Here is a 17,331-nt window from a genome sequence, read left to right on the forward strand (position 1 = left end):
ATGAGCGTCCCTGGCAGGAAAATGCGCCCCCGACCGGTCCATAAAGAACCGATCAACTCATCCATGACAGGGGCTGAAGCGGGCGAAGATGCGGCATTTCAAAGTGTGACTCCAGAGGGGGAGGCACGAAGGAGACGGTTCCAGCGGCATTTACGGACTAATCCTACAAACCCAAAATCGGCAGCAAACCCAACCCCGCTTTCTCTGGCACAATCCCCTCTTTTTTCGAGCAGGACAGGCCAGAACATGGATCTGAATAACGTTTTTCAGCGCTTGAACACCGGCAGCAAGAAGTGGAGCCAGTACCCCGAAGACGTGCTGCCGATGTGGGTGGCAGACATGGATTTCCCCGTGGCCACCCCCATTGTGCAGGCGCTGAAGAACCGTCTGGAGCACCCGCTGCTGGGTTATTCCGTGCCCCAGCAAGCGCTGCGGGAAACCCTGGTCAAGCATCTCGCTGACCGGTACGGCTGGCAGATCGAGGCGCAGGACCTGGTGTTCCTACCCGGGGTCGAGCCCGGCGTGAACATGGCGCTCCATGCACTGGTCTCGCCGTCCAGCGCGGTGCTGGTGCAGACGCCCAACTATTCACCGTTGCTGCACGCGCCGGCGAACTGGAAACTGCCGCGCATCGATCTGCCCTTCCATGTTGACGCCCAGGGCGAATACCCCACCGACGTCGCGGCGCTGGAACGCGCCCTGCCCGACCATGGCGCGCTGCTGCTGAGCAATCCCCACAACCCGCTGGGCAAGGTATTCGAACGCGACGAATTGCTCGCCATCGGTGAAGCCTGTGTGCGGCGTGATGCGCTGATCATTTCCGACGAGATCCACGCCGACCTGCTGTTCGACGGTCGTCAGCACACGCCGATTGCTTCCCTGAGCCCGGAGATCGCGGCGCGCAGCGTGACGCTGATGTCGGCGAGCAAGGCGTGGAACATCGCCGGGTTGAAGACTGCATTCGCCGTGGTGCAGAACGCCGAGTTGCGCCAACGTTTCAATGCCGGGCGCCTGGGGCTGGTGGACAGCGTCAACGCCCTGGGCCTGGAGGCTACCGAAGTCGCTTATCGGGAAGGCGCTCCCTGGCTGGAACAAGTCGTGGCGTATCTGCAGGACAACCGCGATTACCTGGCCGATGCCATCAAAAACCGCTTTCCGGGGATCACGATGCACCTGCCCCAGAGCACGTACCTGGCGTGGCTGGATTGCTCGGGTCTGGGGCTGGAGAGCCCGCAGCAGTTCTTCCTCGAACACGCCAAAGTGGCGCTCAGCGACGGACTGGAATTCGGCGACGACTGCGGCCAGTTCGTACGTCTGAACTTCGGCTGCCCACGGCCCATGCTGGAGGAAGGCTTGGCGCGCATGGAACGCAGCCTGCGCGACATCTGACACCTTCCCGGCTAAAGCCGGCCCTACATGCCGTGGTCAGAAGTACTTGAGCCAGGCGATGTCCCGGCGACGCGCCTTGAGCGCCGCGAACCAACTCACCGCCGGCCATAACACGACGGTCAGCACCGCGGCGCAGCCCCACAGGCCCAGTACCGAAGTGAACCCGAAGTACTGGCCTTGGGTGGTGCCCCAGATCGCCACCGCGCCGACATACAGCAGCTTCAGCACGTACAAGTGCAGGAGGTAGAAAAACATCGGCGCCGCACCAAAGGTCACCAGCGGTCGCAGCCAGGCCCGGCCCTGTTGTCGCTCAAGCCAGGCCAGCACCAGCAAGCCGACGCCCAGCGTGAGGCTGATGAACAGCAGCGACGGCGGGTACTTGGTGACGTTGAGCACGCTCATCAGGGTCTGCGCCGTGGTGTCACCCTCCACCCACGGCTTCTCGCCATAGCCGTTGATGCCGCGCAGGGCGAGAAACAGCGTCAGTGCGCCAAACCCCCAGGCAATCAGGTTGATCTCACGCTTTTCCCCATTCGCGTCGCGGCCAAACCACGGCCCGGCGGCGTAACCCACGGCAATCACGCCGATCCACGGCAGCAGCGGGTACGACGTGCGCAGGCGCAGACTGTCGCCGACCTCGATCCAGCCGCGGTCATGCAGAATCGCCCACGGAATGTGCATCGCCGAGCCCACGGCAAAGTGCACGTCATCCAGCAGGTTATGCCCGGCGATGATCGCCAGTCCCAGCGCCGCCAGCACCCCGCGCGGCAGTACCACCATCGCTGACAGCGCAATCATGCTCAGGCCAATCGCCCAGATGACCTGCAGGTAAATCACCGTCGGCGGAAACTGGAACGTCCAGGCGAAGTTCACCAGCGTCAGTTCAAGCGCGATCAATACCAGCCCGCGCTTGAATAGAAACCCCGCCACCGCGCCCTTGCCCGCATGCCGTTCGCCGTACAGCCAGGCGGAAAGCCCGGTCAGGAACACGAACAGCGGCGCGCAGAAATGCGCGAGGGTGCGGCTGATGAACAGATCGACGCTGGTTTGGGCGACGTCCATCGGGTCGCTGACCTGATGGTGCAGAAAGAAGGTCTCGCGCACGTGATCCAGCAGCATGAACACGATGATCAGTCCACGCAGGGCATCGATCGATTGCAGGCGGCCGGGATGGGCAATAGACGTAGCGGGAGATTGCAAGGGGACAGACAGGGTTTGCATACGCGATGGACTCTCGAAGCGCGATAACCGGCAGGCCAGTGGATGGCCTGCAAAATCTGGTTATAACATAACACTTCAGAGCGCCCTACGCGCAACCAAAATCACGCGCAGGGTCTTGCCTGAGGAGCACCGCAGCACACGTCACCGGACGCGAGCACCCTGCCCGTCCGGTGACTCGGCTCGCGCTCAGATCAATAACCGAGGGACAGGCCGGTGCTCCGACGCGGATCGTTGGCACCGTAGAAACGGTTGTTGCCCACAGGTTTGCCGCCCAGCGCCGGCGCGCCGACGAGAATGGCAGCCAGATGATTGGCGTCCTGAGGACCGGCAAACGTGTGGCCCCAGCTTTCGAGGATCTTCTGGGTATCCGGACTGACGGCGAAGGCCTCCAGATTGGTGGTTTCCGGCATCCACTGCTGGTGAAAGCGTGGCGCGTCGACCGCTTCCTGGATGTTCATCCCGTAGTCGATCACGTTAAGCATGGTCAGCAAGGTAGCGGTGATGATGCGGCTGCCGCCCGGCGTGCCGACCACCATCACCGTCTTGCCGTCCTTGGTGACGATGGTCGGGCTCATCGACGACAACGGCGACTTGCCTGGGGCGATGGCATTGGCTTCGCCCTGAATCAGGCCATACATGTTCGGTACGCCGACCTTGGAGGTGAAGTCGTCCATTTCATCGTTGAGGATCACGCCGGTGCTGCTGGCCATTACGCCAGCGCCGAACCAGTCGTTGAGGGTGTAAGTGACAGAAACCGCGTTGCCCCACTTGTCGACGATGGAATAGTGGGTGGTGTTGTTGCCTTCGTGGGGCGCGACGCCGGGTTTGATGTTCTGGGAGATGCCGGCTTTCTGCGGTTCGATGGCGGCGCGGAGCTTGGCGGCGTAGTCGCGATCAAGCAGATGACTGATCGGGTTTTTGACGAAATCCGGATCGCCCAGGTAATTGTTGCGGTCGACGTAGGCGTGACGCATGGCCTCGATCTGGTAATGCAGCCCTTGGGCGGAGTGATAGCCCAGCTCCTGCATCGGGTAGCCTTCGAGGATGTTCATGATCTCGCAGATGACCACGCCGCCGGAGCTCGGTGGCGGCGCCGAGACCACGTGGTAGCCGCGGTAATCACATTCGATAGGCGCGAGTTCACGGGTTGCGTATTTGTCGAGATCCGCCTGGGTGATGATGCCCTTCCCTGCCTGGCTCGAATCGACGATGGCCTTGGCCACCCAGCCCTTGTAGAAACCATCGCTGCCTTTGGCGGAGATTTCCTTGAGGGTCCTGGCGAGGTCTTTTTGCACGAGGGTGTCACCGACTTGCAGCGGCTGCCCCTTGTTCAGGAAGATCGTGCCGAGATCCTTTGCATCGGCCTTGAACTCATCGGTGGCGGTACCGAGCAGGTCGACGTCTCCTTGCTCCAGGGCGAAGCCGTTTTCAGCGAGTTTGATCGCCGGCGCAATGACTTCAGCGCGTTTTTTGGTGCCGTATTTGCTGAGCGCCATCTCCATGCCGGACACAGTGCCGGGCACGCCGACGGCCAGGTGCCCCTTGGAACTCAGGTCCGGCACGACGTTGCCGTCCTTGTCCAGGTACATGTTGGCGGTGGCTGCCAGCGGCGCTTTTTCGCGGAAGTCGAGGAAGGTCTTGCGTCCGTCCGCCAACTGGATGGTCATGAAACCGCCTCCGCCCAGGTTGCCAGCAGCCGGATAGACCACCGCCAGGGCGTAACCCACGGCAACGGCTGCATCCACCGCGTTGCCGCCGGATTTGAGTACGTCGACACCCACATGGGTGGCCAGATGCTGAGCGGTGACGACCATGCCGTTTTCAGCAGCGGCCGGGGCCACGGAAGCGGCGTGGGCGCAGGACAGACCAAGGGTGAGCAACGTCGCAAGGAGCGACTGGGCGAAGGGTTCGTACTTCATGGGCAGTTTCTCTTTTTTCTTGTGGTGGGAGACAGCGGTGGGCAGAGGACGCCCCGCACTAAACTAGCGCATGGGGGGAAAGTTGCCAGTTATTGCCAGAGACGCGGGCCAGGTTTTTGCCCAAGCCCCGGGATAAGACCCGGCATGGGGAATGCCGGGTTCAGTGCGCGTTTAGAAGGTAGGACGAAGCGGACTCAGAACCACCGATCGTTGCGCTTGCGGCCCTTGGTCAGGGACGGGAGGATCAGGCCCAGCAACAGTCCGGCGCCGGCGATGCTGCCGCCGTACACCATGTAACGCATCAGCACCTGATTGTTTTCATCACCCAGCTTTGCCTGGGTCGTGCGCAAATCGGACTGGGCGCTGGCCAGCTGCGCGTTCAGGTCCTTGGTCCGTGCTTCGAGCTCGTCGACCAGTTTCTTGCGCGACTCCAGGGTTTCCTGCATCCCCTGAACCTTGGTCTTCCAGTCGTCGTCGATGGTCTTCAGTTGCGCGCTGAGGTCAGCGGCCTTCTGGGTCAATTGCGGCAAGCGCTCGGCCTGCCCCGGCACTTCCTGCAGGTCAGCGGTGGGAATCCAGACGTTGTCGCCCGTGCTTCCTCGCACCTGGCTGTAGTCGCCCTGGGTGTTGATCAGCTCGACTTTCTGCCCGGACTTCAAGGTGCCGACGATGCGGTAGCCGTCGGTGGGACCGCTGCGTACGTAAGTGCTCAGGGTGTCACTGACCCAGCGATCCTTGCTCGTAGTTTCGGCCAGTGCGAACGGGCTGGCTACGGCGGCGGTTATCAAGGTGGTCAGCAGGCCGGCATTGAGCAAACGGCGTCGAACGCCCGGCACAGGGGTCAAGCGAAGGGAGGCATCGGAGGGAGAAATAGGCATGGATAATCTTCGACAAATTGAAAAGAAGGCCGATGGGCGGGCCGCATGCAAGGGAATAACGCCTGGTCGGACAGCGACGAACAACGCGCTGCAACTGCTGGAATAGGCCTCTGGCGCGGGCGAAATTCAGCCGGACGTCGCGGGCCGTAACCCGGGCGTACTGCGCGCGCAGTGGTCAACAGACCATTGAAAAGATGTCAGGTTCAGTGGCGAGGGATGACATTCGCCAGGGAAAGGTCCCACAACGTCTGTAGGAAGAGCTGAAACGACTGTGGGAGCGAGTCCGCTGACGAATGCTTTATCAGACGATCATGTCGACTGAAAGAAAGCTATTCGCGAGCAAGCTCGCTCCCACAGGTTTCCTGCCTATCAGCTATTCAGCCGTTCAGCCGTTCAGCTATTGCACAGTGTCGAGACCAAACACGGCTCAATGCAAGGCGTTATCACTCATCGTGTTGCAACTGCTCCACGGTCGGCTTGAGAATCACCACGCCCAGCGGCGGCAGGTTCAAGGACAGCGAGAACGCCTGGCCGTGACTCTTGATCTCGTCGGTGCGCACGCCGCCGCCGTTGCCGAAGTTGGAACCGGCATAGACCCCCGCATCGCTGTTAAACAGCTCGGCCCACTTGCCGCTGAACGGAACGCCAACGCGGTAGGCTGCTCGCGGCACCGGCGTGAGGTTGGCGACCACCAGCAACGGCTCGCCTTCCTTGCTCCAGCGCAGGTAGGCATAGACGCTGTTGCCGGCGTCGTCACCAATGACCCACTGGAAACCCTGTGGCTGACAGTCCTGCTCGTGCAGCGCCTTTTCCGTGCGATACAACCGGTTGAGGTCGCTGACCAGCGTGTGCACGCCCTTGTGCTCGGCGTACTGCAAGAAATGCCAGTCCAGCTCGGTGTCGTGGTTCCACTCGCGCCACTGGGCAAACTCGCAGCCCATGAACAGCAGCTTTTTGCCCGGGTGGGTCCACATGAACGACAGGTACGCGCGCAGGTTGGCAAATTTCTGCCAGCGGTCGCCAGGCATTTTGTCGATCAGCGAATGCTTGCCGTGCACCACTTCATCGTGGGAAATCGGCAGCACGAACCGCTCGGACCACGCGTAGACCAAGCCAAAGCTCAGCTGGGAATGGTGGTGCTGGCGATGGATGGGGTCCTGCTCGATGTACTTGAGCGTGTCGTGCATCCAGCCCATGTTCCACTTGTACGAGAAACCCAGACCGCCCTGTTGTGTGGACTGAGAAACGCCCGGCCACGAGGTTGATTCCTCGGCTATGACCAGCGCGCCAGGCGCTTCGATCGCAACCACGTCGTTGAGGTGGCGCAGGAAATCGATGGCTTCCAGGTTTTCGCGACCGCCGTAACGGTTCGGCACCCACTCCCCGGCGTTGCGGGAGTAATCGCGGTACAGCATTGACGCCACCGCATCCACGCGCAACGCATCAACGTGGAAGTTCTTCAGCCAATGGATACCGGAGGCAATCATGAAGCCGTGGACTTCGGTGCGACCCAGGTTGTAGATCAGGGTGTTCCAGTCCTGATGGAAACCTTCATGGGGGTTGGCGTATTCGTACAGCGCGGTCCCGTCGAACTGGGCCAGACCGTGTGCATCGGTCGGAAAGTGCGCCGGCACCCAATCAAGAATCACGCCGATGTCGTTACGGTGGCAGGCATCAACGAAGGCAGCGAAGTCTTCCGGTTTGCCATAGCGCGCACTCGGTGCAAATTGCGACAACACCTGATAACCCCATGAACCGCCGAACGGGTGCTCCATGATCGGCATCAGTTCGATGTGGGTAAAGCCCAGTTCCGTGATGTAAGGAATCAGATTCTCTGCCAGCTCGCGCCAGTCGTACGGGCGATCCGGCTCGTCATCGCCGCCGTGGTGCCATTGCCACGAGCCGGCGTGCAGCTCGTAGATCGACAGCGGCTGATGAATGTCGTGCTTGTCGCCCCGTGACTGCATCCAGTCGTGGTCCTGCCATTCAAAGGCCAGCGGCGCCGCGACTTTCGAAGCGGTAGCAGGTGGCAACTGAGTTGCCAGGGCCATCGGGTCAGCCTTGAGCGGCAGAACGCCGTGCTGGCCGAGGATTTCGTATTTGTACGCTTCGCCCGGGCCGATGCGCGGGATGAAGATTTCCCACACACCGGTCGGGTGACGGAGGCGCATCGGGTGACGACGGCCGTCCCAGCTGTTGAAGTCGCCGACCACCGAAACACGGCGGGCATTCGGTGCCCACACCGAGAAGCGCACGCCGTCGACGCCATCGACATTCTTGACCTGCGCGCCCAGGGCGCTGCTCAGGTCGCGGTGGTTGCCCTCGGCGAACAGGTACAAGTCCATCTCGCCCAGCTGCTCGCCGAAGCTGTACGGGTCTTCGGTGATTTGCTCGCCGGTGGCCCAGGAGATTTTCAGCAGATAGGGTTCGCGCACCGGAAACTGACCGGCAAAGAAGCCCGGCTTTTCGGTCATGCTCAGCTCGCCGAGGTCACGTTCGCCATCGCGAGACAGCACGCGCACCGCCAGTGCATTGGGCAGGTAGGCGCGGATCACCTGGCCTTCAGCGCCATCGCTGTGGGGGCCGAGCATCGAGAACGGGTCGCGGTGCTCCGCACGGATCAACGCGTCCAGGTCGACGGCGCTGGGCAATATCGCGTGGTTGCCATTACCGAATTGGTCAGACGCACTCATTTTCATTCTCCATCAGACAGGTCTAGAAGCCCGCGCAAGCCTTGAAGCGGAACCGACAACCATGTCGGCCGATTCTCGGCCTCGTAGGCCACTTCATAAGCGGCTTTTTCCAGGGTGAACAGCGCCAGCGCAGCAGCCTCACCTTTGGCATCTTTCCAGTCGTGACCCACTTCAACGGTGGCCTTGCGATAACCGTCGAGGAAGGCTTCCCGCGCCTGCTTCAAATACGTTTCGGCCACTTGCTGGCGAGCGGTTTCAGCCTGTGCCGAGGTGTCCGCACTTTGCGCGTTACGCATGGCCATCGCTGCAGCGTAATCGAAGGAGCGCAGCACGCCGCTGACATCTTTGAACGGGCTATATTTGGCCCGACGTTCCTGCAGCGGACGCGCCGGTTCGCCTTCGAAGTCGATCAGGTAGGCATCGCCCTTCACCACCAGCATCTGACCAAGGTGCAAGTCGCCGTGGACGCGCATTCTCAAGCCGCCAACGGACTGTTTCGCCAGGGTCTTGACCTGGGCCAGCAGCGCCTTGCGCTTGCCCAGCAGCTCGGTGATGAGCTGCTGATCCTGGGCTTCCAGGGAGTCGCGGTGCTGTTCAAGCAGCTGCAAGGCACGCTCGATCTGCGCCGACACGCTCTTCGCCGAGGCTTCGCTGTCCTTGACGCTGGTGACTTCGGTCTTGAAGTCCGGGTTGTCCGTCGGCGCGCCGAGGATCACGTGCATCTCACCCAGACGCTGACCCAGGAGGCCGGCAAAGTCTTTCAGTTCGATCAGCGCGTTGGCTTGTTGCTCCAGCGCCGATTGACCATGGGCCATGTGATCACGCACGGCGCGTTCGAGGTTGTTCTGGGTCCATTCCCATGCGTCGCCCTGATTGCTCAGGTAACCCTGGGCGATCATCAGCAGGTTCTTCTCGCCCTGCCCGTCGACGCGCACGACCGCGCCCAGCAGCGGCGAGATGTGCGGGTAGCCGGCTTCGGTCAGGTACGCGCCCATTTCCAGTTCCGGGTGAGTACCGGCCGCGACACGGCGAATCATTTTCAGCACCAGCTTCTTGCCGACCACCACCGAGCTGTTGGACTGCTCGGCCGAGAGGTAACGCACTTCGGCTTCTTCGTTCAGCCCCAGTGGCGCCAGTTGCGACGTGCTCTGGAACTGCAGCTCACCGTCCGGCGTCGCCAGCACGGTGTTGTCCTGCATGCCCTTGATGACGTTGCGAATGAACGGCTCAAGGGTGAACGCATCGGTGATCAAGCCGACCTGACGGCCACGTCGCACGCGAGACAGGGCCAACTGTTGCGGCAAGGCGCTGCTGATGTCGTCTTCCGGCAACAGGCCAAACGGCAACTGGTAGCGCACCGTTTCGCCGCCAGAGGTCACTTCGATTTCGCTCAGCAACGCCGGCCGCACCGTGGAGCCGAAGCGCACGGCGTAGGCAATGTGAATGCTGTCGATGGCCGTGCCCTTGCCGGCGAACCAGCGGCGTTTCGGCAGATAAACCGACAGCGACTGCTGCTCCATGGTCTGGCGCAGGGGTTCTTCGAGCAATTCTTCCAGGCGCTGCTTGAGCACCAGGGTCGGGAAGTCCGGCATGCTCTGGGCCGGTTCAACGTGCCAGCTGGGCATTTGATTCTCCGCGGCCAGCAAGAACCAGTAGAAGCCATAAGGTGGCAACGTCAGCAGGTAATTGAGCTGGCCAATGGGTGGAAAGGCGCTGCCGCCGAGCATTTCGACCGGCACTGTCCCGGCGTACGGCGCCAGTTCAAGCTCGGCAGCCTGAGACGCGGCCGAAACGTTGGCGACGCAGAGGATGATTTCAGTCTTGCCGTCTGGCCCGGTGTATTCGCGGGTGTAGGCCAGGATGCGGCGGTTGCTTGGCGAGAGCATTTTCAGGGTGCCGCGGCCGAAGGCTTTCTGCTGCCGGCGCACGGCGAGCATGCGCCGGGTCCAGTTCAGCAGCGAATGCGGGTCATGATCCTGCGCTTCGACGTTGACCGACTGGTAACCATAAAGCGGGTCCATGATCGGCGGGAGCACCAGGCTCGCCGGGTTGGCGCGGGAAAAGCCGCCATTGCGGTCGATCGACCACTGCATCGGCGTACGCACACCGTCGCGGTCGCCGAGGTAGATGTTGTCGCCCATGCCGATTTCGTCGCCGTAATACAGGGTCGGCGTGCCGGGCATGGACAGCAGCATGCTGTTCAGCAGCTCCACCCGGCGGCGGTCACGTTCCAGCAGAGGCGCCAGGCGACGACGAATGCCCAGGTTGATCCGCGCGCGACGGTCCGAGGCGTAGTAATTCCACAGGTAATCGCGCTCGCGGTCCGTGACCATCTCCAGCGTCAGTTCATCGTGGTTACGCAGGAAGATCGCCCACTGGCAGTTCTCCGGGATTTCCGGGGTCTGGCGCAGGATGTCGGTGATCGGGAAACGGTCTTCCTGGGCCACCGCCATGTACATGCGCGGCATCAGCGGAAAGTGGAATGCCATGTGGCATTCGTCGCCGTCCTTGCCCTTGCGATCGCCAAAGTACAGCTGAGTGTCTTCCGGCCATTGGTTGGCTTCGGCCAGCAGCATGCGGTCGGGGTAGTTGGCGTCGATCTCGGCGCGGATCTGCTTGAGGACCTGGTGGGTCTCCGGCAGATTTTCGTTGTTCGTGCCGTCGCGTTCGATCAGGTACGGAATCGCATCCAGACGCAGGCCGTCGATGCCCATGTCCAGCCAATAGCGCATGACCTCGATCACTGCTTTCATGACCTGCGGGTTGTCGAAGTTCAGGTCCGGCTGGTGGGAATAGAAACGGTGCCAGAAGTACTGCTCAGCCACCGGGTCCCAGGTCCAGTTGGACTTCTCGGTGTCGAGAAAGATGATCCGGGTGCCGTCATATTTCTGCGGGTCATCGGACCAGACGTAGAAATCCCGCGCCTTGGAGCCTTTCTTGGCGTGGCGCGCGCGCTGAAACCACGCGTGCTGGTCCGAGGTGTGGTTGATGACCAGTTCGGTAATCACCCGCAGACCGCGGTTGTGGGCCTCGGCGATAAACTTCTTCGCGTCGGCCATGGTGCCGTAATCGCTGTGCACGCCACGGTATTCGGAGATGTCATAGCCATCGTCGCGGCGTGGCGACGGGTAGAACGGCAGCAGCCATATGGTGTTGACGCCCAGCTCGGCAATGTAGTCGAGCTTGGCGATCAGGCCGGGGAAGTCACCGATGCCATCGTCGTTGGAATCGAAAAACGATTTCACATGGACCTGGTAAATCACCGCATCCTTGTACCAGAGCGGGTCTTCGATAAAGGCAGCGTTGCGGGGTTTCTTTGCCATGACCACATCCTTTGAATTATTGGTTTGTGGCTTTGATGCGCCAGATACCGAACGGCTGGTAAGACGGGTCCAGGCGCATGAACTGGTACTTGCCATACCAGGTCCAGGAATGCCCGGTCATCAAGTCTTCGCCCAAAGTCGCGGCGTCATCAGGCAGGCCCATTTCCCACAGTGGCAGCTCGAACGTCGCTTCCTGCACGTTGCGCGGATCGAGGTTCACGGCGACCAGAATGAAGTTGCTGCTATCCGCGGTGCGCTTGCCGAAGTACAGGATGTTGTCGTTGTACGCGGTATAGACCTTCAAGCCCAGGTGGGTCTGCAGCGCCGGATTCTGACGGCGAATGCGGTTCAGTTGGGCGATCTCGGCAATGATGTTGCCGGGTGCGGTGAAATCGCGAGGACGGATTTCGTACTTCTCGGAATCCAGATATTCCTCTTTGCCTGGCACCGGCGCTGATTCACACAGTTCGAAGCCCGAATACATGCCCCACAAGCCCGAACCCATGGTCGCCAGCGCCGCGCGGATCAGGAAGCCCGGGCGCCCTGAATCGTGCAGGAACGGCGGGTTGATGTCCGGCGTGTTGACGAAGAAATTCGGGCGGTAGCACTCGCGCCATGGCGACTCGTTAAGCTGAGTGAAGTACTCGCTGAGCTCGGCCTTGGTGTTGCGCCAGGTGAAGTAGGTGTAGCTCTGGGAATAACCGACCTTGCCCAGGCGCGCCATCATCGCCGGCTTGGTGAAGGCTTCAGCCAGGAACATGACTTCCGGGTGCTTGCTGCGCACGTCGGCAATCATCCATTGCCAGAACGGCAGCGGCTTGGTGTGCGGGTTGTCGACGCGGAAGATCTTCACGCCCTCCTTCACCCAGCCGAGGATCACGTCACGCAGCTCGGTCCACAGGCCCGGAATGGCATCCGGCGCATAGAAATCGACGTTGACGATGTCCTGGTATTTCTTCGGCGGGTTTTCCGCATATCGGATGGTGCCGTCCGGACGCCACGAGAACCAGCCCGGGTGTTCCTTGAGCCACAGGTGGTCCTGGGAGCACTGAATGGCGAAATCCAGGGCGATTTCCAGGCCGTGTTCAGCCGCTGCGGCGACCAGTTCGCGGAAGTCCTCGCGGGTACCCAATTGCGGGTGAATCGCGTCATGCCCCCCATCCTCGCTGCCGATGGCGTAGGGGCTGCCCACATCATCCGGCCCGGCGGTCAGGGAGTTATTAGGGCCTTTGCGGTGAGCGCGGCCGATCGGGTGAATCGGCGGGAAATACAGCACGTCGAAGCCCATGTCGCGAATCATCGGCAGGCGCGAGTGGACGTCCTTGAAAGTGCCGTGGCGCTTTTTGTCGTCGGTGATCGAGCGCGGGAACAGCTCGTACCAGCTGGCGAACTGAGCCAGCTCACGTTCGACGTCCAGCGGGAATTCGAGGCTGCGGCTGAGGAACGCGTGGTTATCCGCCTTCGCCATAATGGCAGCGGCTTCACTGCTCAACAGCAAAGCGACTTTGGCCTCGTTTTCCGTAGCTTCACCGAGGCGCTTGATCAGGCTGTCGAGCTGGCCGCGCAATTCCAGGGTGCTGCGCTCGGCGGCGTGCACCAGGTGCAGGCGCCCTTCTTCCAGCTCCAGATCGATGGTCACGCCAGCAGCGTATTTCTTTTCCAGCTCGTAGCGGTAGCTGCCGAACTGATCGATCCAGGCTTCAAGGCGATAGACATAGCGGGTAAAGGTCGGCGGGGTGAATTCGCCCACCCAGCTGTCATTGCCCAGCTCGCGCATGGGCACCGACTGCCATTCTTCATCGTCAACGGCACGGTAGACGATACGTACGGCCATCTTGTCGTGGCCGTCCGCGTAAATTTTGCTGGTGACCGTGACCGGCTGACCGACAACGGCCTTGGCCGCCAGCTGACCGTTATCGATCACCGGCTGGGTGTCCTCGATCACGATCCGCGGCAGCTGCAAGGCTTGGGTCAGGGGTATCGGGTGGATAGAGTGGAGAACATCGTTGGCCAGGGAATCCGGACCGTACGGCTGATCAGCAGTATCATTCATCGAGCATCACTCCTCACGCCCAGGGACGCCCACCGTGGGGCGTCCATTGCTTCAGCGTCTTTGTCCATAACATAAGAGAGAGCCACGGGATCAACGCATCCGGACGTGGCAGCATAGGTTCCGAACGCCAGCGTCGGGCAAAAGTTCAAACAGCTTGCGTGACGTTTGATCAGGCCACTGCGGCGATGATGGCAGGCCAAGTGCTCCGGCGCCGCGGGGTGACCGGGCGGATTGAGTGAATCATTGTCAGGGCGCTGCGGTCGACATATTTGCGTGATGGCGGGTGTGATGCCGCGTCACCTGACACGCCCCTCTCAACGAACCCAAGGAAGCGACGACCATGAGCATTCCCGTGCCCGCAGAAACGCCCGATCCGAACATAGACGATCCCGAACTGCCAGTGCCCAAGCCCGAGGAGCCACCTTCCCCGCTCATGCCTCCGGTGATCGAGCCGCCGGTAGGTGATCCGCCGAGCGGCGAGCCCCCGGCGATTCTGGATGACACGTTTCCTGAGTGATTCACTGACCCGACGCGGTGTTGTAGGACCGGCTTCAGTCGGGAAGCTTTTGGATGGCACGCCGCGTTTTTGAGGGTGCGCCAACTGGCCCATTCCCGGCTGAAGCCGGTCCCACTATTAATCAGCCTTCACACCCGCGATATCCTGACTAACGACCAATTTACGGTTCCTGCGCATCGCCACCGGTGCGGCGGGCCGGGTCCTTGGCGCGTTCTTCCGGCGATTCAAAGCGCCTCACAATCCGCGGCATCAGACTGAAAATCCCCAGCGCCAGCAATGTGCTCAGCACCGCCGTCATTTCCCTGCCCATTCCCGCCGCGATACCGATGGCCGCCGTCATCCACAGGCCGGCTGCCGTGGTCAGGCCCTTCACTTGTGTCGCGTTGAGCGCATCGCCCTTGAGGATGGTCCCGGCCCCGAGAAAGCCGATTCCCGCGACAATGCCCTGCACCACCCGGCTGAGTGCGGCGTCGTCCGCACCGGCCATGCGTGGCACCAGCACAAACAGCGCGGCGCCCATGCACACCAGCATGTGGGTGCGAACCCCGGCGGCCTTGCCCTTGTGCTCCCGCTCGAAACCCAGAATCCCGCCCAGCAGGGCCGCGATCACCAGGCGTATGGTCACGCGGGTGATCTGCCCGGCATCCGTGATATCAGAAAACTCGGCCTGCAGTGTTTCCACGACTTCTTCCCACCAGGCATTCATCAGTGCATTCCCCCTCATTCACCGTCAGTGCGGTATGGACCGCAGCGCGTTTCGAGAGTGCAGGAGGCCTTATCGAGCCCTGGCGCCTGATCCGGTTGTTGTGCGCCAATCTGCATCTGTACTAATCCGCGCGTCGCGAGCATATTCCGACACTGCAAACGGGTCATCCGCCCTTCCGCTGGCCGGCCATGCATGGCTGCTGCACCCTAAAGCCACTCTGCACGAGCCCACCATGAAGCGTTATGAAAAGTTTGCCGATGACATTGCCGAGCTGATTCGCACCGGGGTGCTGGCTGCAGGTCAGCGCGTGCCGTCGGTGCGCTATGCCAGCCAGACACACGGCATCAGCCCGTCGACGGTGTTCCAGGCCTATTATCTGCTGGAGCGGCGGGGTCTGATCCGGGCGCGCCCGCGTTCAGGCTACTTCGTCAACGACAGCGTCCGCCTGCAAGGCCTGGGCGATCCGGCGCCGGAGCAGGATGCGCGCCATGCGCCCCAAGTGAGCGAATCCACCGAAGTCGACGTCAGCGACCTGGTGTTCTCGGTACTTGAATCGATCAAGGACCCGAACATCGTGTCATTCGGCTCCGCCTTTCCCAGCGCCGGGCTGTTCCCGCTGCAGCGCCTGGCCCGCTCTCTCGCCAGTGCCACCCGCGACATGGACCCCAGCATGGTGGTCAGCGACCTCTCACCCGGCAATCCGGCCCTGCGCCGGCAGATCGCGCTGCGTTACATGGTCTCCGGGCAGATGTTGCCCATGGACGAACTGTTGATCACCAACGGCGCCCTCGAGGCCCTGAATCTGTGCCTGCAAGCGGTGACCGAGCCCGGTGATCTGGTGGCCATCGAGGCCCCGGCGTTCTACGCCTGCCTGCAGGTGCTCGAACGGCTCAAGCTCAAAGCGGTGGAAATTCCGGTGCACCCGCAACAGGGCATTGACCTGGCGGTGCTGGAACAGGCGCTGGAGCGTTACCCGATCAAGGCCTGCTGGAGCATGACCAGTTTCCAGAACCCGACCGGGGCGACGGTGCCCGAGGTGCGCAAACGGGAGCTGGTCGAGCTTTTGCGCAGGCATGAAGTGCCGCTGATCGAGGATGACGTCTACGCCGAGCTGTATTACGGCCAGCACGCGCCGAAACCGGCGAAGGCGTTCGACACCGAAGGTTTGGTGCTGCATTGCGGCTCGTTCGCCAAGAGCCTCGCGCCTGGTTATCGGGTGGGATGGGTGGCCGCCGGGCGTTATGCGCAGAAGGTCGAGCGGCTGAAAATCATGACCTCGCTGTGCGCCTCAATGCCCGCCCAGGCCGCCATTGCCGATTACCTGCAACACGGTGGTTACGACCGCCACCTGCGCAAATTGCGCCACAGCCTGGAAGATCAGCAGCGCGCGATGCTTGGCGCCATCGCCCGGCACTTCCCCGCGCAGACCCGCGTCAGCCAGCCCACCGGCGGGTATTTCCTGTGGGTTGAACTGCCGGAACAGATCGACTCGCTGAAGGTGTTCCAGGCCGCACTCGCCCAGGGCATCAGCATCGCGCCCGGGCCGATGTTCTCGCCGACGCGGCGCTTCAAACACTTCATCCGCTTGAACTACGGCAGCCCTTGGGGTGAAACGTCTGAACGGGCGATGGAGACGCTGGGGAAGATCATTCGCTCGATGATGGGTTAGGCATTGCGAGTGTGGTGAGCTTGCCCGTGAAGGCCTGCTTTCAGCCTCCAGAGCATTGACTGAATGTTCCGGCCCCTTCGTGAGCAAGCTCATTCCCACAGGTTCGACGCACTGATCGGGATAGCAAGTCGGCGCACGTCTTTGGGGTGAAGCGGGTGAGTCAGGGGTATCACCTAGCGACCGCCGCCCAGGTCGATGAACGAACCCGTCGAATACGACGCCTTGTCGGACAGCAGCCACAAAATCGCTTCCGCCACTTCATCGGCCAGTCCGCCACGGCCCATGGGAATGGTCGGCTCCAGCTTGCTGACACGGTGGGGGTCGCCGCTCAGGGCGTGGAATTCGGTGAAAATGTAACCGGGGCGTACGGCATTGACTCGTACGCCCTCGCCCGCGACTTCCTTGGCCAGCCCGACCGTAAAGGTGTCCAGCGCGCCTTTGGACGCCGCGTAATCCACATACTCGCCGGGGGAGCCGAGCCGTGCGGCCACGGACGACACGTTGACAATGCTGCCGCCGCGACCGCCATGGCGAGGCAGCATGCGCAGCAGCGCGTGTTTGCTGCACAGCATCGGCCCGACGACGTTGCTCATCATGATCTTCAGCAGACGAAATTCGGACATCGTGTCCAGCCGCGAGGCCTCGCCCACCGTGCCGGCGTTATTGACCAATGCAGTGATCCGTCCCAGCTCGGAATCGACCCGGCCAAAGAGCCGAATGATTTCGTCCTCGTTGCTGACGTCTGCCTGCACCGCAATGGCATGCCCACCCGTTTCGCGAATTTGCCCGCACAGCCGCTCGGCCGACGCGTGATCGGACAGATAGTTGATGCACACGCGATAACCCTGCGCCGCTGCCAGAACCGCCGTGGCGGCCCCGATGCCCCGGGAGCCGCCCGTGATGAGGAGATTTTTATCCATAAACGTTCCCAGTCGATCATTGCGTAAAGGTGGGGTGGGCATT

General features: G+C 61.9%; 11 protein-coding genes. 3 read left to right on the plus strand and 8 right to left on the minus strand.

The annotated features are described in order from the left end of the window. Positions 1 to 246 precede the first annotated feature (246 nt). The gene (locus tag AC0Z8Z_RS06380; RefSeq protein WP_485618466.1) at positions 247 to 1,389 is read left to right on the plus strand and encodes a MalY/PatB family protein; all 1,143 of its coding nucleotides are present in this window, start codon (positions 247 to 249) and stop codon (positions 1,387 to 1,389) included. Between the two features lie 36 nt (positions 1,390 to 1,425). Here AC0Z8Z_RS06380 and AC0Z8Z_RS06385 read toward each other — a convergent pair whose 3' ends face one another. The 6 genes from AC0Z8Z_RS06385 to AC0Z8Z_RS06410 form a co-directional block, all read right to left on the minus strand. After that, positions 1,426 to 2,610 carry an acetyltransferase domain-containing protein gene (locus AC0Z8Z_RS06385; protein WP_485618467.1) on the minus strand — a complete coding sequence of 395 codons (1,185 nt, stop codon included), beginning with the start codon at positions 2,608 to 2,610 and terminating at the stop codon, positions 1,426 to 1,428. 191 nt (positions 2,611 to 2,801) lie between these two features. Next, positions 2,802 to 4,529: a gamma-glutamyltransferase gene (gene ggt, locus AC0Z8Z_RS06390; protein ID WP_485618468.1), complete on the minus strand. Its 1,728-nt coding sequence runs from the start codon at positions 4,527 to 4,529 to the stop codon at positions 2,802 to 2,804. Positions 4,530 to 4,723: 194 nt separating this feature from the next. After that, positions 4,724 to 5,407, minus strand: coding sequence for a TIGR04211 family SH3 domain-containing protein (locus AC0Z8Z_RS06395; RefSeq protein ID WP_485618469.1), 684 nt, complete (start codon positions 5,405 to 5,407; stop codon positions 4,724 to 4,726). A 443-nt stretch (positions 5,408 to 5,850) separates the two neighbouring features. Next, positions 5,851 to 8,100 (minus strand): 1,4-alpha-glucan branching protein GlgB, encoded by a 2,250-nt coding sequence (gene glgB, locus AC0Z8Z_RS06400; protein ID WP_485618470.1) that lies wholly within the window; start codon positions 8,098 to 8,100, stop codon positions 5,851 to 5,853. Between the two features lie 2 nt (positions 8,101 to 8,102). Continuing rightward, positions 8,103 to 11,423, minus strand: a complete 3,321-nt coding sequence (treS, locus tag AC0Z8Z_RS06405; RefSeq protein WP_122535248.1) for a maltose alpha-D-glucosyltransferase — start codon at positions 11,421 to 11,423, stop codon at positions 8,103 to 8,105. 16 nt (positions 11,424 to 11,439) lie between these two features. Next, positions 11,440 to 13,476: an alpha-1,4-glucan--maltose-1-phosphate maltosyltransferase gene (locus AC0Z8Z_RS06410; RefSeq protein WP_485618471.1), complete on the minus strand. Its 2,037-nt coding sequence runs from the start codon at positions 13,474 to 13,476 to the stop codon at positions 11,440 to 11,442. Positions 13,477 to 13,816: 340 nt separating this feature from the next. Between AC0Z8Z_RS06410 and AC0Z8Z_RS06415 the strand changes: the two genes are divergently transcribed. Further along, positions 13,817 to 13,993, plus strand: a complete 177-nt coding sequence (locus tag AC0Z8Z_RS06415) for a hypothetical protein (protein ID WP_163022162.1) — start codon at positions 13,817 to 13,819, stop codon at positions 13,991 to 13,993. Between the two features lie 160 nt (positions 13,994 to 14,153). On the opposite strand, the gene AC0Z8Z_RS06420 is transcribed toward AC0Z8Z_RS06415, so the two are convergent. Beyond that, positions 14,154 to 14,699 (minus strand): MgtC/SapB family protein, encoded by a 546-nt coding sequence (locus AC0Z8Z_RS06420; protein WP_172612231.1) that lies wholly within the window; start codon positions 14,697 to 14,699, stop codon positions 14,154 to 14,156. Between the two features lie 232 nt (positions 14,700 to 14,931). Between AC0Z8Z_RS06420 and mapR the strand changes: the two genes are divergently transcribed. Then, positions 14,932 to 16,368, plus strand: a complete 1,437-nt coding sequence (gene mapR / locus AC0Z8Z_RS06425; RefSeq protein WP_485618472.1) for a GntR family transcriptional regulator MpaR — start codon at positions 14,932 to 14,934, stop codon at positions 16,366 to 16,368. A 173-nt stretch (positions 16,369 to 16,541) separates the two neighbouring features. Here mapR and AC0Z8Z_RS06430 read toward each other — a convergent pair whose 3' ends face one another. Continuing rightward, positions 16,542 to 17,288 (minus strand): SDR family oxidoreductase, encoded by a 747-nt coding sequence (locus AC0Z8Z_RS06430; RefSeq protein ID WP_122535241.1) that lies wholly within the window; start codon positions 17,286 to 17,288, stop codon positions 16,542 to 16,544. Positions 17,289 to 17,331 lie beyond the last annotated feature (43 nt).

The organism is Pseudomonas sp. 1L-C-7-B-C1, from assembly GCF_057291635.1.